The sequence below is a fragment of the Thalassotalea fusca genome (assembly GCF_053485835.1).
Genome location: NZ_JBQRUN010000019.1, coordinates 41,504 through 64,161, shown reverse-complemented (window position 1 = coordinate 64,161; position 22,658 = coordinate 41,504). Strand labels below are relative to the sequence as shown.

16 protein-coding genes are annotated in these 22,658 nt (G+C 40.2%); 9 read left to right on the top strand and 7 right to left on the bottom strand.

Translation table 11 applies throughout. The features are described 5' to 3' along the window. Positions 1-194 precede the first annotated feature (194 nt). The 4 genes from ACSLUK_RS17380 to ACSLUK_RS17365 all read left to right on the top strand — a co-directional run bounded on the left by ACSLUK_RS17380 (position 195) and on the right by ACSLUK_RS17365 (position 4,342). Entirely contained in the window at positions 195-632 is a 438-nt protein-coding gene (locus tag ACSLUK_RS17380) for a hypothetical protein (protein ID WP_448550061.1), read from the top strand. Then, complete coding sequence (locus tag ACSLUK_RS17375; RefSeq protein WP_448550060.1) at positions 611-1,132, top strand: hypothetical protein; 522 nt, start codon at positions 611-613, stop codon at positions 1,130-1,132. The genes ACSLUK_RS17380 and ACSLUK_RS17375 overlap by 22 nt, the downstream gene beginning before the upstream one ends. Positions 1,133-1,168: 36 nt before the next feature. After that, the gene (locus ACSLUK_RS17370) at positions 1,169-2,566 is read left to right on the top strand and encodes a DUF4145 domain-containing protein (protein ID WP_448550059.1); all 1,398 of its coding nucleotides are present in this window, start codon (positions 1,169-1,171) and stop codon (positions 2,564-2,566) included. Between the two features lie 87 nt (positions 2,567-2,653). Then, positions 2,654-4,342 carry a DUF262 domain-containing protein gene (locus ACSLUK_RS17365; protein ID WP_448550058.1) on the top strand — a complete coding sequence of 563 codons (1,689 nt, stop codon included), beginning with the start codon at positions 2,654-2,656 and terminating at the stop codon, positions 4,340-4,342. Positions 4,343-4,521: 179 nt separating this feature from the next. On the opposite strand, the gene ACSLUK_RS17360 is transcribed toward ACSLUK_RS17365, so the two are convergent. Further along, positions 4,522-4,968 carry a hypothetical protein gene (locus ACSLUK_RS17360; protein WP_448550057.1) on the bottom strand — a complete coding sequence of 149 codons (447 nt, stop codon included), beginning with the start codon at positions 4,966-4,968 and terminating at the stop codon, positions 4,522-4,524. A gap of 282 nt (positions 4,969-5,250) precedes the next feature. Between ACSLUK_RS17360 and ACSLUK_RS17355 the strand changes: the two genes are divergently transcribed. Next, on the top strand, positions 5,251-5,532 hold the full coding sequence (locus tag ACSLUK_RS17355) for a hypothetical protein (protein WP_448550056.1): 282 nt from the start codon (positions 5,251-5,253) through the stop codon (positions 5,530-5,532). A gap of 3 nt (positions 5,533-5,535) precedes the next feature. Here ACSLUK_RS17355 and ACSLUK_RS17350 read toward each other — a convergent pair whose 3' ends face one another. Continuing rightward, positions 5,536-6,456, bottom strand: a complete 921-nt coding sequence (locus ACSLUK_RS17350) for a sterol desaturase family protein (protein ID WP_448550055.1) — start codon at positions 6,454-6,456, stop codon at positions 5,536-5,538. Between the two features lie 127 nt (positions 6,457-6,583). Between ACSLUK_RS17350 and ACSLUK_RS17345 the strand changes: the two genes are divergently transcribed. Continuing rightward, the gene (locus ACSLUK_RS17345; protein WP_448550054.1) at positions 6,584-7,831 is read left to right on the top strand and encodes an imelysin family protein; all 1,248 of its coding nucleotides are present in this window, start codon (positions 6,584-6,586) and stop codon (positions 7,829-7,831) included. A gap of 80 nt (positions 7,832-7,911) precedes the next feature. Then, positions 7,912-9,423 (top strand): di-heme oxidoreductase family protein, encoded by a 1,512-nt coding sequence (locus ACSLUK_RS17340; protein ID WP_448550053.1) that lies wholly within the window; start codon positions 7,912-7,914, stop codon positions 9,421-9,423. A 77-nt stretch (positions 9,424-9,500) separates the two neighbouring features. Here the strand turns inward: ACSLUK_RS17340 and ACSLUK_RS17335 are convergent, their stop codons facing one another. The 4 genes from ACSLUK_RS17335 to ACSLUK_RS17320 all read right to left on the bottom strand — a co-directional run bounded on the left by ACSLUK_RS17335 (position 9,501) and on the right by ACSLUK_RS17320 (position 17,992). Further along, on the bottom strand, positions 9,501-10,826 hold the full coding sequence (locus tag ACSLUK_RS17335; RefSeq protein ID WP_448550052.1) for a diguanylate cyclase: 1,326 nt from the start codon (positions 10,824-10,826) through the stop codon (positions 9,501-9,503). Between the two features lie 27 nt (positions 10,827-10,853). After that, on the bottom strand, positions 10,854-13,715 hold the full coding sequence (gene amt, locus ACSLUK_RS17330; RefSeq protein WP_448550051.1) for an ammonium transporter: 2,862 nt from the start codon (positions 13,713-13,715) through the stop codon (positions 10,854-10,856). A 3-nt stretch (positions 13,716-13,718) separates the two neighbouring features. Next, the gene (locus ACSLUK_RS17325; RefSeq protein ID WP_448550050.1) at positions 13,719-16,367 is read right to left on the bottom strand and encodes an ATP-binding protein; all 2,649 of its coding nucleotides are present in this window, start codon (positions 16,365-16,367) and stop codon (positions 13,719-13,721) included. 227 nt (positions 16,368-16,594) lie between these two features. Further along, complete coding sequence (locus ACSLUK_RS17320) at positions 16,595-17,992, bottom strand: pyridoxal phosphate-dependent decarboxylase family protein (protein ID WP_448550049.1); 1,398 nt, start codon at positions 17,990-17,992, stop codon at positions 16,595-16,597. A gap of 48 nt (positions 17,993-18,040) precedes the next feature. Here ACSLUK_RS17320 and ACSLUK_RS17315 point away from each other — a divergent pair, with 48 nt between their 5' ends. Together ACSLUK_RS17315 and ACSLUK_RS17310 are read left to right on the top strand one after the other, a co-directional pair. After that, positions 18,041-19,483 (top strand): aminotransferase-like domain-containing protein, encoded by a 1,443-nt coding sequence (locus ACSLUK_RS17315; RefSeq protein ID WP_448550048.1) that lies wholly within the window; start codon positions 18,041-18,043, stop codon positions 19,481-19,483. Between the two features lie 532 nt (positions 19,484-20,015). Beyond that, a complete protein-coding gene (locus ACSLUK_RS17310; RefSeq protein ID WP_448550047.1) occupies positions 20,016-20,654 on the top strand; it encodes a LysE family translocator in 639 nt (212 codons plus the stop codon). A gap of 96 nt (positions 20,655-20,750) precedes the next feature. Here ACSLUK_RS17310 and ACSLUK_RS17305 read toward each other — a convergent pair whose 3' ends face one another. Then, entirely contained in the window at positions 20,751-22,475 is a 1,725-nt protein-coding gene (locus ACSLUK_RS17305; RefSeq protein WP_448550046.1) for an amidohydrolase, read from the bottom strand. Positions 22,476-22,658 lie beyond the last annotated feature (183 nt).

Sequence of the window (22,658 nt, the reverse complement as noted above, 5' to 3'; positions counted from 1 at the left end):
ATATATTGTGGGTTACTATAATCAATTGCGACCGCATCAATACAACGGAGGCTTAACTCCAAACGAATCTGAAAAAAGATACTGGGAAAACTATAAAACCGTGGCCAATTTTACTTGACCACTACAAAGGGTTAATCGAATCTGGTGAGACGAAAGTAAATTCAAATTACCCAAATATAAAAAAGCTATCAGTTATGTATTATCGAGAAATGATCAGCAAGGGAATAGGTGCTGGCCTTTTGAATTCGCTAATCATAGAAGATATTGATCCTCATCGAATCTTTGGTTGTCAGCCTAGATTGTGGCAAATGATTTTAATAAGAGATATTTGCTGGGTTAACAACAATGGTGTTGACGTAGCATTTTCAACAAAAAGGTTAGAGAAGCTAGGTGTTGAAGTGGTAGACCCTTATCGGCAATTGATGTTTAAGTCGAAGCTGATGAAAGAAAAGCTGTTAGAAATGCCATTTACCACACCATATAGAATGTTAATTGGTTATTTTGAATACCTAAGTATGAAAGGTTTCATCGTAAAGGAATGGGGCGGTAAATATATGAAAAAGCTGCCGTTTGGAAAAGAATATCGCCAAGCAAAAAAAGGAAGTAGTGAATGGTTAATAGATGCTCCATGACAGGAAAGGTTATAGACGGACCTGCTGATGCAATTTGGGATGATGGTGAGTGGATTTCCTGGGAATGGATAAATGGTCAGTTATATGAGCAGGAATTAAGACAAAGGTATCCTGATGCTGACATAGAGCTAATTAATATCTTTGAGACGTTAGTTGATGATGCTATTCAATATAAGCACATAACGGGGAGGTATTTACCGATTTTTGGTGAGCTTGGTGAGTTGTTTGCTGAGATCACGTTTGGCATTAAACGCCATAAACCAAGAACTCAAGGATCAGATGGGAGGCTTGGAAATGACTTTATTGAAATTAAAACAATCACTCCTGAAAAAACTAAAGAGAAAGTAAGCGTTAAACGACAGGGAAACTTTAACAAGCTTTTAGTCGTTAAAATTGATGAAAATTTTGAGTTTGAAGCCCGTATGTTAGACAGAAAAGATATGTCAAAAAGCAGTGGTAAAATTGCGACTGTTTCTTGGTCATCAATGAAGAAGAAATAAAATCAGGACAGATATAGGTTATTTAAGGGATATATTTTGTTAGTAGTAAAAACTGATCTAGAGTTTGCAAAATTATTTAGTTTACAGATACATGAACATTATCAGACAGCGTTAGAGTTTTTAGATGATAATCCTGATTACTCACTTTTAAAATTTAGAAAAATTATAGAACTTTTAAGCAATTATATTGCAGAGAAAAGGGCGATAGACTTTCAAAACGATAATTTGTTTGAACAAATCAATATTTTATTTGAAGAGGGCATTATACCTCGACATATTAAAAATAATTTTCACGAATTAAGAATGCTTTGTAATGATGGTGTTCATAATAAATCTTCCCTTAAGCAAACTGATGACGCTGATTTTGCTCAAAGTGCTGATGAAGCTATAAAGAGTAATGCTAAGCAATCAAGAACGTTAATCGTAGAACTTTTTGAAGACTTATATTTGCATGTACCTTTAGGGAAAGAACTTCCCAAATTTGAATTGGTTGATACGAAACAGTTTGGTTTAAAGCAAATTATTTTTGATGCTGCAATTGATACTTCTTATCAGGCAAAACTTAAGGCAGGGATTGCCTATCAAGCTATAGCGAAAAACAACAATAAAGACTCTGGTCTAATAGTTAGTAATAGTTTTTCATTCAACCAAGAATCATTACTAAAAATTGCCGCTGCATATTATGAGGCTGCATACAAGCTAAGCAGTAATTTTGACCAACACTTTAAGAATTCGTTTAGGCTTGATGATGATATTTCTGACAAGGAAATCATTTATAAATATTGTGACACAGAATCGCTATTCAAATATGCAGTAGTTGCAATAGAAAGTTGGCTTGGTAAAGAGAAAGAAAAAGATGGAATAGAATTGCTGAAAGTGGCAGTAAAAAGAGGAAATAAAGAAGCTGTTGCTTATTATGGGGCATTTCTTTATGACTCAGAGGAGTATGTTGAATCTAAGAGATACCTTGAACAAGCCATTGAAGCTGACTCCGCTCTTGCAAATCGTTACTTGTTTTACCTTTATAGCGATGAAAAAAACTCTTTTTATGATCTGGAATTAGCATACAGGTACCTTAATAAAGCTATTGAGTATGGTTGTATAGATTCGATTGGTGAATTAGGTATTCTCTATCACAAAGGGTTGATTGTTGAAAAGAATGATGCGAAGGCTGAAGAGCTATTGTTAAAAGCAATCGAAAAGGGAAGTTATGTTGCTAAACGATATCATTTAGTAGAGTTCAATGACTTAGCAGGTCAATTACAAAAAGGGGCTGCAAAATTTGCTGCTGATTTTGAAAAAGCCATGCTTAAAGTGCAGCAAGAAATCGAAGCAGCTAAACCTAAGCCTATCAAAGTAGAAAAAATTGGTAGAAATAGCCGTTGCCCTTGCGGAAGTGGTAAAAAATACAAAAGTTGTTGTTTAAAAAAGTAAATTATTAACATGGATAAGCATTACTTATCCAGCAGTTGATTGACATCCATGCTTTTTGAGTAAAAAGCTTGTAGTAGGACTTGGCGAATGCAAACAGGAAAATCAACCATCAAAGAAATTTTTGATGGAACAAGAATATTTAATATCCCCGTATATCAGAGAGCTTATTCATGGGAAGTTGAAGAAAATTTAAAGGACTTTATGTCCGATATTGTTAACCAGCATGAAGACAGGAGCTATTTTCTTGGTTCGTTTTTATTTCATATAAACGGAGCAAGAAATGAGTTTACGGTCATCGATATTGTTGATGGTCAACAGAGATTAACAACATTTATTATTTTCGTTAATGTGCTCATAAATAGATTAATTTCGTGTTCATCAAGTTTAGTTTCAAACAGAACCATTAGAACTTTTATAAAAGATGATGATGTATTTAAATTAGAAACATCAAACGAGGATTGCGGATTTTTACATGAAGTTATTCTAGGTAATGAGAGCTTTGAGTTTGTTGATATTAAAACCAATTCTCAAAGGCTTTTGTTAGAGGCCAAACAATACTTCACAAAAGAACTAGAACAGCTAGATAAAGGTACACTTGAAAAAATCTATAAGACGACAGTCAATGCTGATGTATTACTTTATGTTGTTGATAAGATTAATACGGCAACACAGATTTTTGAGTTGTTAAATGATAGAGGAAGGAAGCTAACTGACCTCGAATCAATTAAAAGTTTTTTGATGTACAACACAGGATTAGTTTCTCAACACCCAGATCAAATTATCAAAAACATCCAGTTAGATTTTTCAGAAATATACCGTTTAGTTGAAAAATACGAAATAAATGATCGTGATGTTCTTCGTTATCACAATATTGCTTTCGAGAGTTGCCCTGCTGATTTTCAAGAAAAGCCCAAAGAGTTTATTAAGTCAAAAATTATTAGGCTGGTGAATAATCAAGATGCTAAAGATATAGCATTAAATGAGATTAAATCTTATTCAAAACGTCTAAAAAATAGTTTTGTAATTTACTCAAAAATTCAGGATGAAAAACATAGTAATATCAACTTGGCTCATATGTTTATGATTGGCAGAGTTGCCCCTTATTACCCAGTATTAATGAAAGTTTATAAGGATGAAAATGAGCAATTTGATTCGTTACTAACAGCAATAAATCAATTTACTTTTCGAGCTTCGGTAGTTGGTCTTCGCAGTAATGGCGAAAGTTATTTATATACTCGATTAAGAAATAATGAAAATGTAATTAAGCTCGTTGGTGAATTCACGAAAAACAACTGGTGGAATATAAATAGTAGGGCAAAGGAAGCCATTGAATATGAGAACTATTATGATTGGCTCAGTAAAAACTCTGTCCGCTATATTCTTTTTTCTTATGAAAACAAATTACGAAAAGCTAAAGGTTTTCCTTTATTAACTTTGAAAGAGTATTTTACGAATATTGAAAGGGAAAAATTGAGTATTGAACATATTTCAGCTCAAAGGGCGAAAGACGTAGAATATGATGACGAGTTCCACGAAAGATATAAGCATAGTATCGGCAACCTTGTAATTGATTATGCTGCGTCTAACTCAAGTAAAGGTAATAAAAATACTCATGATAAAATTGAAGCTTTTAATTTAGCTCCATTAATGTCACAAAATGAAATCGATGCAACACCTTGCAATTGGAGTGATGTTGAAAGCATTAAAAGCTTTATTGAGCAGCGTGAAAAGATGCTTAAAGATTTCATTCTAACCCATTTTCAGTTGGAAAAATGAACCCGTTAAGCAGAAGAAGAATATTAAACCGCTCTAATATTGGATCACTATTGGATCTTTTTTGTTCCTAATTATTCCCAAATAGTACGTTTGTATCATCCTATAACCCGTATTATATGGGAATAATGCGGAATTTAATTCTTAAAAATAGCCTTCGAATCTCTCCGTCACCGCCATCTCTACTTAAAATACTCCCCATACACTTCAAACTGGTGCTTGATCTCAATCGCTTTTTTCTTGGCTGATGCATAATCGCTTGCCGATTCAAGTGCATGAATAGCGGGCATGTGGGTGCTGAGAAAAACATGTAATTGGTCGTGAGCTTCACCTGTCATGGTGCAACCGCGTATTAACACGTCGAGTTGGCTCTGTAACTTTTTACCTAGTTTGTTAAGGGATTCAAGGTTGGAGTGTTCAGCCGATAAAAAGGTGTGCTTCATTTGCTTAGACATGGTTCTGGTATGCTCATCCATCTCCCACTTAGAGCCATTATTTAAAGCAAGCGCCAACTTAGAAGCGCTATGCTGGTGTTTTGCGTGGCCGTGTTCTTCGGTGTTGGTAGCCATTGCTTGACCATTAGCGTTCACGGTAAACCACATTAAAATCAAGGTGATTATTCTTATCATTTTTTATTCTCATGCGTTTTATGTTTTACGTTGAGCAACAGTATTTCGCATATCGAAGAGGGCGTCTACAACATTTACAATTTGTCTCGGCTCATCGAATCGAAATAGATAATGAGCACCGGCAGAAGGAGGTCATGCAAACTGTTTGGACTGGTACAGCATGACTACGTTCTTAGTTTACTGATGTTCAGGAGTCGCTATAATAAGCACATTATGGAAGATTGGAAGATGATGGTATGGAAATTACTCCTATGTTAGTAAATCAATATATGGAGAAGGCCCTTGAGCTTCATTGATTATATTGGTTTTGTACCCGCGATAGTTTTTCCTACGGCAACGTTAATACAATTGATTTTTCTGATAAAAACTAAGAGTTCAGAAGGGGTCTCTGCATTAGCGTGGGCAGCATTTGCTATAGGTAATGTTTCACTATATATCTATACCGAAAAATACACTCAAATTCAGTCAATTATCGGATTGTTGGTGCCTTCAATTTTGCAAATTGGGATTATTTTTCTTGCGCTTAAATACCGAAAAAAAAGCAAAGTTATTGTGAAACCTTAATATTTATTTAGCGGGTATCCCTAACCATTGCTTGACTAGCTTTTGTGGCGCCGATTGCTTGTATAAGCCGAAACTCTTCACTTGTGTGTATTTACTTGCTACCCATGATCCAAATATTCGATCCCATAGCGCGAGACTCGCACCGAAATTTTTATCTAGATGCTCCTTAGCGGTCGAATGGTGAATTTGATGTTGTGCAGGGCTTATAAACCACTTTTCAAACCAACCAAACCCTAGCCATATATTGCTATGCCGCAAATTTGCGCCTGCTATATTGAACAGAAAATTGAAAATGCTCACGCCCAAAACTTCATAAACACCAATTCGTCCATTGAAGCAATAGATGAAAATACCACTTACTAAGCCAACAACAGCGATAGCGCGAATGCTGTTGATGAAATATTCCACGGCGTGGACGCGATATAACGTTAAGGGAGTCATGACCCGGGCACTGTGATGCACAGCGTGAAATCGCCATAGGCAGGGAATTTTATGATAGGCGAAATGAACTAAAAAACGACTGAAATCTTCGGCAAGAAAAAGTGTAATAGAGAATAGTGCAATTACATAATGGCCTTGCCAAGAGAGAAAATCACCATCACCAAACCATTGTACGCACTGGCGATAGACGCTCATTGCCCATGTGATTTGTCCACCCAAAACCGGAACAAATATCAGTATGGCAAGCAATTGGTTAACCAATATCCACTTAATGTCGAGTGCGGTGCTGCGATTGCACCAATATTTAATTCGATGGGCATTACGTAAGTAACGAAAATTACTCGTTTGTTTTCGATGCGAGACGTGAATAACTAACATCAATGAAGTTATTAAATAGAGCCAATATATTCGTTTGCTTGGTATTAGTACGTACTCAAGCACCGTTATCCACTCAAGCAATATAGACGTTAAAAATTCAACCATAGGTATATCTGTAAAGTAGTTTTATTACATAAAATTCGCGAAGTAATAAAAAGGGAGTTGCAAAGCTAAATGATAGTGATTATCATCCGCAACTGATTTGTAATTGAATGTATCACAAGAGACGAGAATGTTTAATAAAAAAATGTCGTTACTTGCTATTACTGTTTCAGCTGGCTTGCTTGCTGCCTGCAACAGCGATAGTGATGAAAAGGAAGTTGTTATAATTGAACCGGTTGAATTTACGATTGAGCAGGTTAAGAGTAACTATGTTGTCATGGCTTACGCTGCCTATACTGATGCATTGACCACTGCTAAATCATTACAAGCAGCTGTAGATGCTTTTATTCAATCGCCTTCTGACGAGAACTTAAATGCGGCTAAAGCGGCATACAAGGAAGCACGAATTCCTTATCAACAGTCTGAAATCATGCGTTGGGATACCTCAATTACACTAGAGAGTAATCTAAATGAAGATGGCGGCCCTGCAAGTGTTGATGAATGGGAAGGGCAAGTAAATGCATGGCCACTAGACGAAAACCATATCGACAGCATTATTGCGGGCGATGAAGTTATCAATCAGGAACTCCTGCTTGCGCAAAACGGTGCTAACGATAACGAAGCGAATGTTACAACGGGTGTTCATGCAATCGAATATATGCTTTGGGGTGCAGACAATCACGGCACAGAAGCTGGGGCCGGTGAGCGTCCTGCGACCGATTATAATGTAGAAGGATGCTTAGATACTCTATGTCAACGTCGCTTAGATTACTTAAAAACTGCAACTGATTTGCTGGTTAGTGATCTTACCGCAATGCAAGCAGAGTGGAGCGAACAGGCGGCCACTACCGCGGGAACATTGGCGTATAACTTTCTACAAAGTGAAAACTCACTCGACTATATTATTGGATCCATTCATGCCATGGCAACTGACGAACTAGCCGGCGCGCGAATGAATTCTGGTCTTACGCTAGGCGATCCTGAAGAAGAGCATGATTGCTTCAGTGATTTGAGCCATGTAGCTATTTACTACAATTTCCAAGGGGTAAAGAACGCTTTTTATGGTAATTACGGCACTATTGATGGAGCTGGTTTTGGTGACTTAATAAAGCAAGCGGATGATACAACATACACCGATCTGCACGTGGCTTTTGACAGCATTGAACAACACATGAAAGCAATTCTAGATGCAGGTGAACGTGAAACAAATCCTGTTAAATTTGATCAGATAATTGGTCAGGCATCTACAGACACTGAACGCCAAATAGCAGAAACAGCTGTTGCGGAACTGATCGAACTCGATCAAAAAATTAAGGCCGCGGTGCAAGTATTGTCACTTAACCCAATTGATACTTCAGGTGGTGGTGACGGCGATTAGCTCGTTATGCATTGAATTCATATCGTTTTTAAAAGGCTCGCCATTCGGTTGAGCCTTTCTGGCTTTTTAGAGACACTCTGATGAAACAAATATCTATTCTGATCACCATTCTTCTGTTGAGCGCATGTGGTGGTTCATCTTCAAGCAATGAACCCAATCCAACACCAACACCGCAACCTGAACCTGAAATAACCAATGAGCATTTGTCTGGCGGGGAGACCAGTGTGGCGGATAATTCTGCCGACGCATTTTCATCACGTTCAAACAATATGACTGATACTAGCCGTATCGCGACGTTTGAATTGGGCGATGACTTTTTTCAAAACCCGTGGGTAGCGGGAAGTGCCAGCACGTCATCGCGCGATGGTTTGGGTGGCTTGTTCAACAATAATGCGTGCCAAGATTGCCACATTCGTGACGGACGAGGGCATGCGCCCAATGAAGGCAGCACAGATTTTAACAGCATCTTGTTTCGCGCTGCCCGAACGCAAATATCTCATGCTCAACAAGATCAAATGCTCAATAGTTTACTTGCTAATGTGCCTGATACCACCGTAGGTGGGCAACTTCAGCAAGCCTCTGTCGCTGGCGTGTTACCAGAGGTTGAGCTGTCGGTTAGCTATGAAGAACGCGTCGTTTCGTTTGCCGATGGCTATCAAGTAACCTTGCGAGATCCAAAGTGGCATTTCACTAATTTACGTGAAGAGCAAGGACACTACTTTGACGAAGATACGCTATTTTCAGCGCGGGTGGCACCACCAATGATAGGTTTAGGATTGCTCGCACTTATTGCTGAAAGTGACATTCTCGCTAAGCAAGATATTGATGATAGTAACGCTGACGGTATATCAGGCAAGGCAAACTATGTGTGGAGTGTTGATCAACAGTCAGTTGAACTTGGACGCTTTGGCTGGAAAGCTGGCCAACCTAGTTTGCTTGAGCAATCTGCGGGAGCGTTCTTAAATGATATGGGGCTAACCAGTCGATTGCATCAAACCGAGGTATGTTTGTCGCATCAAACTGATTGCCAGCAAACACCCAATGGTAATGGCGATAGTGTTAACGATTATAATTACGAGGTATCAGATATCGTGCTAGATGCAATCGCATTATATTCACACCACTTGTCTGTACCACAAAGGCAAAATGCATATGACGACGATGTAAAACGAGGCAAAGCATTATTCATGGCATTGGGTTGTCAGCAATGCCATACAGAAAGCTATACCACGGAATATTCTGTTGAACATCCCGAGTTGTCAGCGCAAAAAATATTTCCATATACAGATTTGTTGCTACATGACATGGGGGAAGCGCTTGCCGACTTCACTCGTGCCAATACGCCAGGCGCAAGCGAACAATTATATGAATTCTTAGCAACTGCCACTGAATGGCGAACGCCACCATTGTGGGGACTAGGAAAGACCAAAACTGTTGACCCAGAAGCGACTTTCTTACACGACGGCCGCGCTCGTACTGTCATGGAAGCTGTACTATGGCATGGCGGTGAGGCACAAACCAGTAAGCAAAAAGTGCTTGCCCTTAGCGCTAGCGAACGTGAAGATTTGCTCGCGTTTTTAAACGATTTGTAATAACAAAGGCAGCGTGTTTATTTACGTGCTGCCTTACTTATTCATTTGTTCGTTAATCCCTTTTGTCTAATCAGCCACTACCCCTCAGAGTCGAACGGCATTGCGACAACGCGATTACGACCTTGTTCTTTGGCTAGATACATTGTCTTGTCAACGGCTTCGATAAACGCTTCGGCACACTTGCTGTTGTCTGGAATGATACAGCCAACGCCCATGCTAATAGTTACTCTGTCGGAAACAGAAGAGTCAGGGTGAGGGAGGTTCATCGTATGTAACTTTTCTTGTATCGAGTGAGCAAATTGAATAGCACCTTCTATTGGTGTATTACTTAACAGCACAATAAACTCCTCACCACCAAATCGCGCAACAATATCTTTAGGGCGTTTGCTACATTCTTCGAACAGGTTAGCAATGTTGACTAAGCAATGGTCACCTTCAAGGTGTCCTAAGTGATCGTTATACGCCTTGAAAAAGTCCACATCTATCATGATTAGTGATAATTCACTATGTTCTCTTGCTGCATCGCGCCATTCTCGTTCAAATGCTAGATCAAATCCTCTGCGGTTGAATATACCCGTTAGGGGATCGAGCCCAGAAAGTTTTAACAGATCGTGTTCTGTTTTCTTGTGGGAGCTTGTGTCGTGCATTAAAGCAACAAACTCATCGCTGTCACCACCTAATGGTGCAATCATCAAATCCATGTAAAATACAGAACCATCTTGCGTTTTTCCCTTAGTTTGAATGGTTTTCGCTGGCGCATCGTTTTCGATAATTGGCAAGCCAAACGTCTGAATTTTTTCGTGTTCAGTGGCTGGAAATATATGGGTGAGTTTATTCGACAGTAAAATGTGCAGTTCGTAGCCGAATGCTTTAATGGCGGCTGGATTCGCGTAGTTTATCGTTAATTCCGTATTGAAAGTGATAATGGGGTTATTCACTTGTTCAATAATGTTGTGAATGTGTTCTGCATAACGTGTTATCGAGTTGATTAAATTGTCACGCTGCCTAACTAAGTACCTTAGATTGATGTGTGTTTTAACTCGCGCACAAACTTCAGCTCTTCTAACGGGTTTAATGACATAATCAACGGCGCCTGCGTCGAAACCGTTCACTATGTCTTGTGTTTCTGTTTTTGCTGTGACAAAAATCACGGGAATGTCACTGGTGTCAGAATTTGCTTTTAATCGCCGACAACACTCTATACCGTCCATCTCTGGCATCATGACGTCAAGTAATATGATGTCAGGTTTTGCGAGGCTTGCAATATTCAAGGCTTGTTCACCATTCATGGCAAACGACAACTTATAGCCTTCGGGTTCCAGCATTTTTAACAGTAAATCAATATTCGCTCGTGTATCATCGACAATCAGTACTTTTGCATCTTTACATTCAATATTGGCCATATTTAGCACCTTAGTCTTGCATTGATTCTAGTCGTCGTTTGCACGTTGAGATTGCGCTTTCGAGATTTTATTAATACAGTCGACGAGTTTATTGATAGATATCGGCCAACAAATTTCCATTGAAACCTGTTCGCTCACCTCTGTTTTTAGCACTTCTGATTCTCTAATCACGACAATTGTTGGTTTAATATGCGGCCAGATTTGTGCCAGTTTGCTAATCAGTATGCCTTTTTCAAAGTCGGCAATTGCCCCAGAAACAAAAATGATACGGGGTGCTAACTGATTCCCTTGTTTTAAGGCTTGCGAAACTGCTTGGCTGGAATATACGTTGAGTCCAAGTGTTCGCAACAAACAACCCGCAATAAAGCGTTGTTGCTCTCGTTCTTCTATCACCCATACTGGGATATGTTGTTGTTCTGGCGTTAGTAATTGTGCGTCATTATTTTCTTTTGGCGGCTCAATAAGCGAAATGGTAAAAGTTGCTTGTGTGCCTTTTCTTAGTTGTGAAACAAATGAAATTTTGCCATTCAGCGAACTAATCATTTGGTGAACTATTATCAGCCCATGCTGGGCTTTGTTAGTTGCGTGCCTGACATGTTGAACAGGATTTGATATCTCGTAGAGTTGTTCGCTGCTCATCCCTTTGCCTGAGTCAGATATAACAAATGTATAATGGTGGCCTTCATTGCGAATGTTTAGCTTTACGTATCCTTTGTCGGTAAACTGTACGGCATTATTAAGTAATCTGGATAATATTTGTTGGAGTTTTATTGGCTCGCCAAATACTAAGGTCGCATCGTCAAGCGCAGATTCTAGTTGCCATTGCAGTCCTTTTTCAGCACATAGCATGGCATAGTTGGTGTTAATTTGTTCTATTAACCAGTGTAAATCAAAAACGTAAGGGTCATGCTGTGATTCTATGATGGGGACGTCACTCAATTGAATAATGTCGTTCATAATCATCATGACCTGATTAGCTGCCTGTTCAATATTATCGAAATGTTCGCGTTGTCTGGCGGTTAGGCTGCCGTCTTGTTGAAGTAATTCCTGATAACTTAGCATCAAGTTAAGTGGTGTCCTTAAACGATGAGACAAACTTGAAATATAGGCACTTTTTCGTTGATTAAGTTGAAGGTCAATAACTTGTTTTAACGAGTCATCTTGGGGATTCTCTTCAATATGGAGATTATCTATAGCTCTTGATGACGAATGTTGATTAAATAACAGCGTGTAACTTAGGCCATAATTGCTGAATTGTTTGGTCGCTCTAACTTCGAATTGGATCGGTTCTTTATGTAAGTTAATACCTGTGTAAATGCGAGGCTTATTCACCAACAAATCTAAGTTAGCCTTAGTTGTAGGGAGGTTTTCGGTTGTCTCATCAGCGATAAATAAGCTAGCGAGTAGTGACCCTTTGGCCGAGTTTTCTGATACGCCAAAAAGTTTACAGCCAGCTGGGTTGATATACTGGACTTCACCAAATGCCGACGTTTTTATTAAGGCATCGGCGAGTGTGTCTACAAGTTTTTCACTTTCTAACACGTTACGTTCCAACAAATCCATTACGCGGTTGTACTCACTGGCAATTTGCCCAATTTCTGTATACGGCTCAACCCTTACGCGGCCTGATAGGTCATTCATGGCGATATTGCTTTGCATATCCTCCAACAAATCCACCCAAGCTGTGCGTTCGCGGTGCTCTGAAAAATTGAGTCCTTGAAATTCTTGTTCAACACTTGCGCGCAGCGGCATAAATTTATTTAGAATACTGAGTAAAATAAAGGCACTGCCAAAGGTCCATATTCCAACAACAACAACGCCTAGTACCTGAATCCATAGCTGTTCCCAAATGGTCGTTTGTATCTGGCCTGTTTCAGCAAATAGGGCAACAGAAAGTGTCCCCCAAATGCCCGCTGCCAAGTGTGTTGGAATTGCCCCAACCACATCATCAATACCTAACCGCAGTAAAGTGTAGTAACCAGTCAGATAAATTGTGCCCGCTATCGCACCGATGATCGCAGCACTGTATGGGGAAACAACGTGCGCACAGGCGGTAATGGCAACTAGCGCAGATAACATGCCATTAAGCGGGTATAGTAAGGCGTAGTAGCCCGTTTTTAACCGACCTAGCAACATTGCGGTACATGCACCAAACACGGCGGCAATGAGTGTGTTTAGTAATATGCTGGGTACCTCTTCGTTAAAACCTAGCAAGCTTCCGCCATTGAAACCAAACCATCCCGTAAACATGAGCAACCCACCAACAATGGCTAGTGGAGCACTATGCCCTGGGATGTGTAGTGCATTGTTGTTGTTATCAAACCGGCCAATTCGTGGGCCAATGATTATTACTGCGGCTAATGCGACCCATCCACCAACGCTATGAACGACAGTAGCTCCGGCAAAATCGATAAAGCCCATCTCCAATAGCCACCCTTTGCTTGCATCGTTAATTGTTCCGCCCCAAATCCAATGACCCACAACGGGATAAATAATTGTGGCGATGATCAACGTCATTAAAAGATAAGTAACAAACCGCGTACGCTCGGCAATTGCGCCAGAAACGATTGTCGCTGCAGTGCAGCAAAACATAGCTTGATATATAAATACCGAAACATCATAGGGGGTTGCTAATTGAGGCCAAGCAAGAGCAAAGCTACCAAACCATCCTGAGCCACCATTGCCAAACATGAGTGCAAAACCAAAAAATCCATACATGATGATGGCAACGCAAAAGTCTGCTAGGTTTTTAATGGCGACATTGATACTGTGTTTAGCGCGTGTTAGCCCAGATTCTAAACAGACAAAGCCAATTTGCATGAACATGATTAATAACGAGCACAATAGTAACCAGTGAATGTTTGTTAGTAGCGCTGGTGTATTACTCATTTGTTAAACCTCGCTACCGTCATTTGGTGACAGGTTGTTACGCTTCATAATGTGTTGTTTAATCTTCTGTAATGCCTCGAGAAGTTGGTTTGTGTCTAATGTCGAAATGCATTGATTGGCATATTTGATGAAAGCGCTGTTGGCCGCTGATTGCGAATCAACTTTTTCAACAAGCTGCTCCAGCGTAGTAACTTCATTAATTGTGGCGGCTAAAATAAGTTGTTCAACAAGCTCAGCACTAATGTTTACTTCTGCCAACTCGGGCGTTGTGATTTCCAACGGTATACTCTCTTGTATCTCATCGCTGGAGAATGAGAACTTAGCATTAAGCAATATTTGCAAACATTGGTATATTTCGGACATTTTGAATGGTTTTGCGATGAATTGGTCAAAACCTTTTTGCAAGTAATAGTATATTTCATTTTCCAAACTGAATGCCGAAACTGCCACAATCTTCATTGTATGCGAAGGATAAAGCGTTTGAATTCTATCGAATGCTTGGTCACCGCTCATTCCTGGCATACGCAAATCCATAAATATTATGTCGGGTAGTTCATCGTGAAGTTTATTGAGCGCTTCTTCACCATCGCATGCCGTTGTTACCTGAACCCCCACTCTTTGCAAGGTGAGCGAAAGGTAATCTCTGTTTTCTGCGACGTCATCTACCACTAATGCCACAATGTTCTGATTTTTCTGTAAGTGAATTACCCGTTCGTACTTGTCTGATGTTTTATCTATGACATTAGATTCTGCCGCTGGCAGTGTTAGTTCAAAATAGAATATTGCACCGGCTTTTTGCTGTGTGTCTATTTGTAATTTACCCCCCATCATTGCGATAAAGGCCGAGCTTATGCTTAAGCCCAATCCTGTACCGCCTTTTTCTCTTCCTGCCGATTCCTGATTAAATGGTTTGGTTAGATCTTCCAGTATTTCACCTTGTAAGCCGGGACCTGTGTCTCTAATAGTAAAGCGATATCGGTCAGCTTGCTCAGACTCAATCATGAAACTAATTTTCCCTGTGTCGGTAAACTTAACGGCATTACCAAGAAGGTTAATGAGAATTTGTCTAAGCTTTTTTTGATCGCCCTTCACGAATGTACTGCTGTCCCAATCGGTAAACATTTCCCAGTGAAGTTTCTTTTCTTTACATCGATAGACAAACATCGCAGCAATATCATTTACTAATGCTGAAAGGTCGAAAGTGGTCTCATTCAATGCCATTGCATCGGCTTCGATCTTAGACAAATCTAAAATTTCATTAATTAGCTCAAGTAAATGGTCACTTGAATTTTCAATCGTGTTGATAAGTTTGAGGTGATGTTCGGCGATTGAAGGGTCATTTTTTAGTAATTGCGAATAGCCAATAACGGCATTGAGCGGCGTTCTAATTTCATGTGACATATTAGAGAGAAACTTGCTTTTGGCTTGGTTAGCTTGCTCTGCTTCTGTTTTGGCAACGATGAGTTGTTGCTCATATTGTTTGCGATCACTGATATCGCGCATAAACGCGCTAAAAAGTTGCATACCGGCGTGTTCGAAAGAATGAATTGAAATTTCGATAGGGGTTGTGGAACCGTCTTTACGTAAACATTGCATTTCGTGTAAGCGATCTAATATCGGGCTAGTTCCTGTATCGAGAAACGCTTTTATATGTTCACGGTGTTTTTGTCGTTCATTGTGAGGAAACACCAAATCGTAAACATATTGACCTACCGCTTCTTCTTTTAGCCACTGACTCAGTTTTTCCATCTGAGGGTTCCAGTCCAACACGCGAGAATCTGCGTCGAAAACAACAATGGCGTCTAATGAACATTCAATAATTTGCTTAAGTCTGTCAGCGTCTACAAGCTGTTTTCGTTGTGCAAGTTCACGTTCGGCCATTTCAATTTTTAGCGATGCTGTTCTTTCATCTACCTGTTGTGCGAGAGTGAATGCGTACCGTCTAATAAGTATGAGTAATGTCGCCATTACGAGAAAGAGTAAAATGGCTGCAGTAAATATTGCCATCGAGTTACGGTTAAGTTGTTGTGCTACCTCTTCGCTCGAACCTACTGGCATTGTGACTTCCAATATCCCTCTAACATCACCGACTTGCCAATCAGTTTTTGGGGACATTGGATGGGTGTTGTGGCAATTTACGCAGGCAGGACGCATTACGTCAGCAATCGCAAATTGTATGAGTGATTCATCCCCTTTAGCGGTAAATTGATAAAACGGTTTACTTGGATCTTGATTCAACGCTTGCCACGCATTACTCGAAAACATCGTTGACGCCGCGCTATTTTTTCGAAAAGGAAAAGGGTAGGGGCTAAAGAGTTGTAAATTGGTGTTTTCTAGTTCAGCACCAATGCGCTCGCCTAATAATATCGATAACGTGGCGGGTAATGGTATGCCTAGCTTATGCTGTTGATAATCATGGCTTATTCTGATGTCGCTGCCGATAAGCCTTTCAACAACTTCCGATGTATACAGTGATCTAAATTCGTTAATGGCACTGCTATACAGTGTTGCATTTCTTATCGCAATATCTTGCTCTAGGCGAGTTTCGTAGTCATTGACATATATCCAACTACCATACAAGCATGCACCACCAAGTATGGCCAAAATGATGGATAGCTGTAAGTTACTTATTTTAAGGAAAATAGATTCCATTAATTGCTACGTAGCCGAATCAAATTAGACGTATTGGCTTAAGTATAGAAAGGACTCGCTAGCTATTCCAAAGTTACTGAAATAAAAGTTAAAGATGACATAGTTTGTGCTCATTGCGGGAAATGGCTGTACGCTATATCACAGCATGTATTGCTAAGTGTTGCGTTAATTACAGAAATATTAGAGGTGCAAGAATATACCCAGCACCATCAGCTAAACTCACACCATTATTCATTAGTCAGTTGTAAGAAACAGTGTTGTAAGCTTGCTTTTGCTAGTTCAATGTCCTCTTGCGTTGTTTGCCAATTACTTAGTGCTGCCCGAATAACTTGTTTACCTTCCCAGCTTCCCGGCGTTAGAAATACTACACCAGCTTGATTCAGTTTCTGTAAGAATGAGCGAGTGAATATATCTGCTTGTGTACTGTTAAGCTGTGGTAATACTGGGCGAAACACAACGACATTAAGCTGACATTCAATAACAAGTTCAAAGTTGTCTTGTTGGGCTAACCAATTGGCTAATTCCTTTGCTAGCGCAATATTACGATCTACCCAAGCGCTGATACCATCCCGACCATACCTGACTAAGGTTAGCCAAATTGGTAATGCTCTAAAGCGTCGGGAATTTTCAATGCCGAGCGATAAGAATGCGGGAAAAGGTCCATCATTAGTAAGGTAGGGAGCATCCACATTGCAGCTTTGTTCATGAATGTCTGGATGTCGCGTAAAAATCGCGCCAGCGTCATACGGGACATTGAGCCATTTGTGAAAATCTACTGTTATCGAGTCGGCTAAATCAATACCTTGTGTTTTGCCATTCTCACCATTAACTAAGCGCTCGAAGATACCAAACGCAGCGTCTACATGTAACCATGCTTGATGCTGCTTGCAAAGTGCTGAAATAGCATGTAAATCATCAAAACTAGTGGCAGTGACGGTGGCACTGCTGGCAATAACGATTTTGCTCTTGGCGGTACTGTTTGTCAGTTGCTGTGCCAAATGGGATACGTCCATTTGTTCAGTACCATCGATGGTATTTACTACAGTAATCTGTTGCTGGCCGAAGCCGGCAAGTCCTAACGATTTGATCATGCTGGCGTGAGGACTTGCGCTAAATAATTCAACGGACAAACCTTGCATACCTTGTTGGGAGACACTAATGGCTTGCTGTTTACCTGCATATTCTCTCGCAATTACAGCGCCTAAAAAATTGGCTGAAGTGGCGCCCGTTGTGATGATACCGTTGAATGTATCTGGTAAATAAAATAACTCGCGCAACCACAGCAAAGCTTGGCGTTCAATGGCACTAGCGATGGAATCACCGTCTTTAGAGACGTTTTGGTCAAAGGTGCTAACTAGCCAGTCTGCAAACAACGCAGCGGGATTTGCGCCACCAGTAACAAAACCCCAATATCTGGGGCCTGCACTCGCGGACAGGTATGGAAGTACATGTTGGCGAAGTAATTCAACGGCATTTGTATTGCTTCGTTCCTCCTGTAATAGCGTCATTTTGGGGGCGTTTGTATTAAATTTCGCCACTTGTCGGGTATTCAACTCCGACAAAAACTGACTTGCCAATTCATTAAACTGGTTCAAAAAATACTGATTATCGGTTGATAGTGACATAGTGGATCCATTTGCTATTTTATTTCTCACCATAATAAACTAGAGTAGATGTGGGTACAGATACAGTTTGCTGCTTATTTGAAGGGTACAGTTGTGGGGTTATATCAAGCATTCGCTGATGAAATCGTTTTAAAAATTAAGCAAAAGCAATATGTAAGTGGTGACAGACTACCTTCGATACGTCGTTTTGCTGCACAAAAGCAAGTCAGCGTAAATACAGCGGTTAGTTGTTATCGGTTGCTGGAACAACTTGGTTTCGTTGAAGCAAAGGACAAATCTGGGTACGTTGTACTGCCTTATTTAGCTGATTCTGGTATGCCGTTGCCAAAATTTGCCAGCAAAAGAGTCGAGTTGCATGCTGAACATGAAGTTAATCCACAAGTGGCTCGTCATCCATTTGAACGTGCACAAGCCAGCCCCGAATTGCTGCCTACGGAATCACTCACCAAAAGCATGACCAATGTGGTGCGAAAAAATGCTAAGTGCGCTTATGTTTACGGCGATGTTCAAGGTGAATTACGACTAAGGCAAAGCTTAAGTCAGCATTTTAAACCGCAGGGATTTTCATTTTCTGCTGAGCAATTAGTTATCAATAATGGCTGTCTGGATTCAATTAAACTAGCGCTTGAGATCACCACTGCTCCAGGAGACAGTGTTGCTGTTTCTTCTCCGTGTTTTAATGGATTGCTGGCAATGCTTGCCATGATGAAACGTGCCGTCGTTGAAGTTCCCAGCAATTCGCAAGGTGTGGACCTTAAACAAATTGAGTCGCTAATGGCTAATAAACAAATAGCTGCTTGTTTGTTTACCGCTAACCATCAAAACCCACAAGGAACTTCTTTTCCTATCGAGCAGAAGCAGGCATTGGCAAAGCTATCTAACAGATATGAGATTCCAATAATTGAAGACGATGTTTATCAGGAGCTGCATTTCGGCCGAGTATTACCGCTCCCAATTAAAGCGTTTGATCAAATGGGCACAGTGATTTGGTGTAGCTCAATTTCTAAAACGCTGGCGTCAGGTTACCGAATTGGCTGGGCACTGCCTGGAAAATACTTAGCGGAGTTTATTCAGCGCCGTGTGGTACAAAGCCTAGGAGTAAACGTACCTCTGCAATTAGCCGTGTCAGATTTTATTGAAAAAAATTACTATCAAAGGCATTTAAAAAAGCTACGATTAAAGTTGGCTCAACAAATGGCACAGTATCGACAAATAATTATTGCACAGTTGGGCGAACTGCCCAACGTTCACATATCTGAGCCAACGGGAGGCTTAACGTTATGGGTATATGTTAACGGATTAGCGGCTGATAAATTGATGATGACTGCCCGTAATCAAAATATAGAAATTCGTGCTGGTAATTTGTTCTCAACGAGAGGATTTTATAACAGTTATTTTCGAATCAATGTAGGGTTTCCGCTGGATGACTCGTTAACTAAGCAATTAAAACAGGTTTGTCACTTAGTTAACGAGCAATGTGCTGGTGAGTGAAAAAATTTAAATTCGCTTGTAAACATGGAGGGCGTGTTGGTCTTTTTGTCGCTCACTGTAGCGATTGACCAGAAACCTGTTGTGAATTCAAAAAAGACAAAATGGGCAATGTCTATGATTTTGTTGATAAACGGCCAAGTCATCGAAAGAAAACCGAGAAATAATATCAATTGAATACAATGGGTATCATGTATACTAGGTGAGCGAATAAACTAATAGTTTTATTCTGAAGTATTGTGGTTATTGTTTAGCGTGTCGTGTGTTGATGAGAAGAACTGTTTTAATTGTAAGTATAATTTTGATTACAGCAGGTATGATGATGTATTTAGTCGACTATTTACCTGTTGATCTGTTTCAGTCAAATCAAGATGCAATGTACCTTAAGAGCCTAGAGCGCAGTGACTTTTCAATTCTAAGTTACAGGTTACATATACTGGTAGTAGGCATTGTTCTCCTTGCTATATATGGAAGCGTTAAGTCATAAGCTAATCACTTTACAAGCATTGATATAACTTAATTTCATGGAGGTTTAATGGATATCAATAGTATTCTTGCGTTCGTCGCCGTGGCAACATTGCTCGTTATTTCACCTGGCCCTAATGGCTTATTAATTACCAAAACAGTGCCTATTTCTGGGCGCAAAGCAGGTTTTGCAAATATTTGGGGATTTGTTGTAGCGTTTTATATTCATGGAACATTATCTGTTTTTGGCATTTCACTCCTACTTGTTCAATCGGCACAAGCGTTCTTTGTATTCAAAATGTTGGGGGCGGCCTATTTAATTTGGATTGGGGTTAAGGCGTTAATTGCGGCATTTAACAAAGGAGATGACCAAATTCGGAAGGAAGCAGAACCAACTGCAGCACCGATATCAAATCGCTCTGCATTTGCAGAAGGTTTTTTAACTAATGTACTTAACCCCAAAGTATCGATGTTTTATTTGGCTGCATTTCCGCAGTTTTTATCCATCGATAATAGTGTTATGAGTGCATACGCATTGGTGACTGCACACGCAGTAATTAATTTTGTATGGTTTTCGATAATTGTTTGCATGTTGTCTCGTGTTAAAAGTATTGGCCAAAATGCTAAATTTAAGAAATGGTTAAATTCAGTAACGGGCGTAGTTTTCATTGGATTTGGTTCGAAATTGGCGTTAATGAAAAGCGGTTAACACTGTCTGGTGGCATGCTTTAATCCAGAGATTTAAAAAGGCAATGCCGATCAAATCGTCGGCATTGCTTTAGTTCAGGGGGTATAGCTCACGATACTAGGGCTTCTGATAAACCACTTCGCCATCAAGCAACGTGGTTATAACCTTTGTTTGATTAATAGTTTTAGGGTCAATGTCAAACAGGTTACGGTCTAAAACAATCAAATCAGCAGACTTTCCAACTTCGATTGAACCAACGATATGCTCTTGGCGCATGACGTAAGCACCATTTAATGTGTATGCTTTAATTGCTTGCGCAAGCGTCAACTCTTGAGGTGCACGAGTTACCGCATTTTGTAGGCCAATGAATGGGTTAAATGGACTAACATTCCAATCACTACTTAGTGTTACTCTTGCACCAGCATCATGTAGTGACTTGATCGGTACGGCATTATCAGAGCGCACCGCGCCAATTAATTCGTCATTTTCATGCCAGTGTTCAGGGTTGGTAAATTCTCCGGCAACTTGCGCATCGGCTGTTACGTTTAATTGTGCAAATCGCTCTAAATCTGCTGGGTCAACAACTTCTACGTGCGTAATTCTATGACGTCCTTTAGTAGTGCCTGATTTTTGGACTGCGTTTAGCGCTTCGTGGATTCCACGATCTCCTATTGCATGGATATGAAAATCAAAACCTGTACTTTCAAGCTGTTCAATATAGTAAGCGAGTCGCTCTTGATCAAAGTAGTTCAGTCCACGATTACCCATCAGCCCTAGCAAGTCTACGTTATATGGTTCGTGCATTGCGGCTGTACCATTGATTAATATACCGTCAGCATAGAGTTTAATTTGATTGAATTTAAGTAAGCTATTGGGGTTGTTTTGGAACAATGCCTTGAGCTCGGCCAGTTGTGTTTGGTCGTCCAATTCAGGGTATGCCCATAGACCGACATTCACACGGGCGGTAAGCGCGTTGTTTGCTTCTGCCTTTAACCAAGTCAAGTGGTCATCGCGTTGCCAAAAGCTGCGTGCGTCACTAATAGACGTAATGCCATGTTTTGCTAACTCTGGCAGTGTATATTCAACTAAGCCCTCGTAGTCTTTAGCTTGACGTTCAGGCGTTGGTTGCATGGCGATATCCATTACCATGTTGCCAGCATTGTCGATCAGAATGCCATTTGGTTGGCCTGTAATTTCGTCTCGTACAATAACGCCACCAACTGGATCTTCACTCGTGTAATCAATGCCTGCAAGTTCAAGCGCTGCCGAGTTTACCCACATGGAATGAGAAGTTTGCTCCATGATGATAACAGGACGGTCTGGCACTACTTCATCAATGATATCAATAGGGGGACGCTGCGCGTCAAGGAGACTAAAAATTGTATGGCCATAACCAATTAGCCACGGCGCATTCGGGTTATCATATGCCGCTTGAGCAATAGTCTCGGCAAAATTTTCTACGTCTAATTCTTCAGTATCTAGTGTGAATAAAGTGTTTTCTGATGCTGATTCGATTGGGTGCATGTGGACGTCATGAAAGCCGGGCATCATCATTTTACCCGCCAAGTCAGTAACTTGAGTAGCACTACCTATGTGTTTACTCACATCGGTATTTGAGCCAACAAAAATGATTTTATCGTCTTTTATCGCGACAGCTTGTGCCCATTCATTTTGGCTATCAACCGTATATATCGCCCCGTTTTTAAAAACTTGGGTGGCAATAGTAGATTGAGGGGCAGTTTTTGGGGAGGATGCCTCTGATCCTGCGCAACTGGTAATAACTAAACAGGACATTAAGGCTGACAATGTCAATTGACGTTTTTTCTTGGGTATAAGATTCATTACTACTTTCTCTTTGCTGAAATTGCGGAGAGAATTATAGAAAAGCTTAGGTAACGACTTGGTAACCATGCATGTTATACCAATCCGCATAAGAAATTGCCTTAGTACAGAAGGTCATAAGTAATTGGTAAGTGTTTGAAATGTATATGTTGTTGGTGATAGGTTGGCTGGAGTCCCTATGAG

Excerpts from the sequence above, each read along its gene's own strand:
- ACSLUK_RS17380 (WP_448550061.1), top strand. The coding sequence starts at position 195 with ATGTATTATCGAGAAATGATCAGCAAGGGAATAGGTGCTGGCCTTTTG.
- ACSLUK_RS17375 (WP_448550060.1), top strand. The coding sequence starts at position 611 with ATGGTTAATAGATGCTCCATGACAGGAAAGGTTATAGACGGACCTGCT.
- ACSLUK_RS17365 (WP_448550058.1), top strand. The coding sequence starts at position 2,654 with ATGCAAACAGGAAAATCAACCATCAAAGAAATTTTTGATGGAACAAGA.
- ACSLUK_RS17360 (WP_448550057.1), bottom strand. The coding sequence starts at position 4,968 with ATGATAAGAATAATCACCTTGATTTTAATGTGGTTTACCGTGAACGCT.
- ACSLUK_RS17350 (WP_448550055.1), bottom strand. The coding sequence starts at position 6,456 with ATGGTTGAATTTTTAACGTCTATATTGCTTGAGTGGATAACGGTGCTT.
- ACSLUK_RS17345 (WP_448550054.1), top strand. The coding sequence starts at position 6,584 with ATGTTTAATAAAAAAATGTCGTTACTTGCTATTACTGTTTCAGCTGGC.
- ACSLUK_RS17340 (WP_448550053.1), top strand. The coding sequence starts at position 7,912 with ATGAAACAAATATCTATTCTGATCACCATTCTTCTGTTGAGCGCATGT.
- ACSLUK_RS17335 (WP_448550052.1), bottom strand. The coding sequence starts at position 10,826 with ATGGCCAATATTGAATGTAAAGATGCAAAAGTACTGATTGTCGATGAT.
- amt (WP_448550051.1), bottom strand. The coding sequence starts at position 13,715 with ATGAGTAATACACCAGCGCTACTAACAAACATTCACTGGTTACTATTG.
- ACSLUK_RS17325 (WP_448550050.1), bottom strand. The coding sequence starts at position 16,367 with ATGGAATCTATTTTCCTTAAAATAAGTAACTTACAGCTATCCATCATT.
- ACSLUK_RS17320 (WP_448550049.1), bottom strand. The coding sequence starts at position 17,992 with ATGTCACTATCAACCGATAATCAGTATTTTTTGAACCAGTTTAATGAA.
- ACSLUK_RS17315 (WP_448550048.1), top strand. The coding sequence starts at position 18,041 with ATGTGGGTACAGATACAGTTTGCTGCTTATTTGAAGGGTACAGTTGTG.
- ACSLUK_RS17310 (WP_448550047.1), top strand. The coding sequence starts at position 20,016 with ATGGATATCAATAGTATTCTTGCGTTCGTCGCCGTGGCAACATTGCTC.
- ACSLUK_RS17305 (WP_448550046.1), bottom strand. The coding sequence starts at position 22,475 with ATGAATCTTATACCCAAGAAAAAACGTCAATTGACATTGTCAGCCTTA.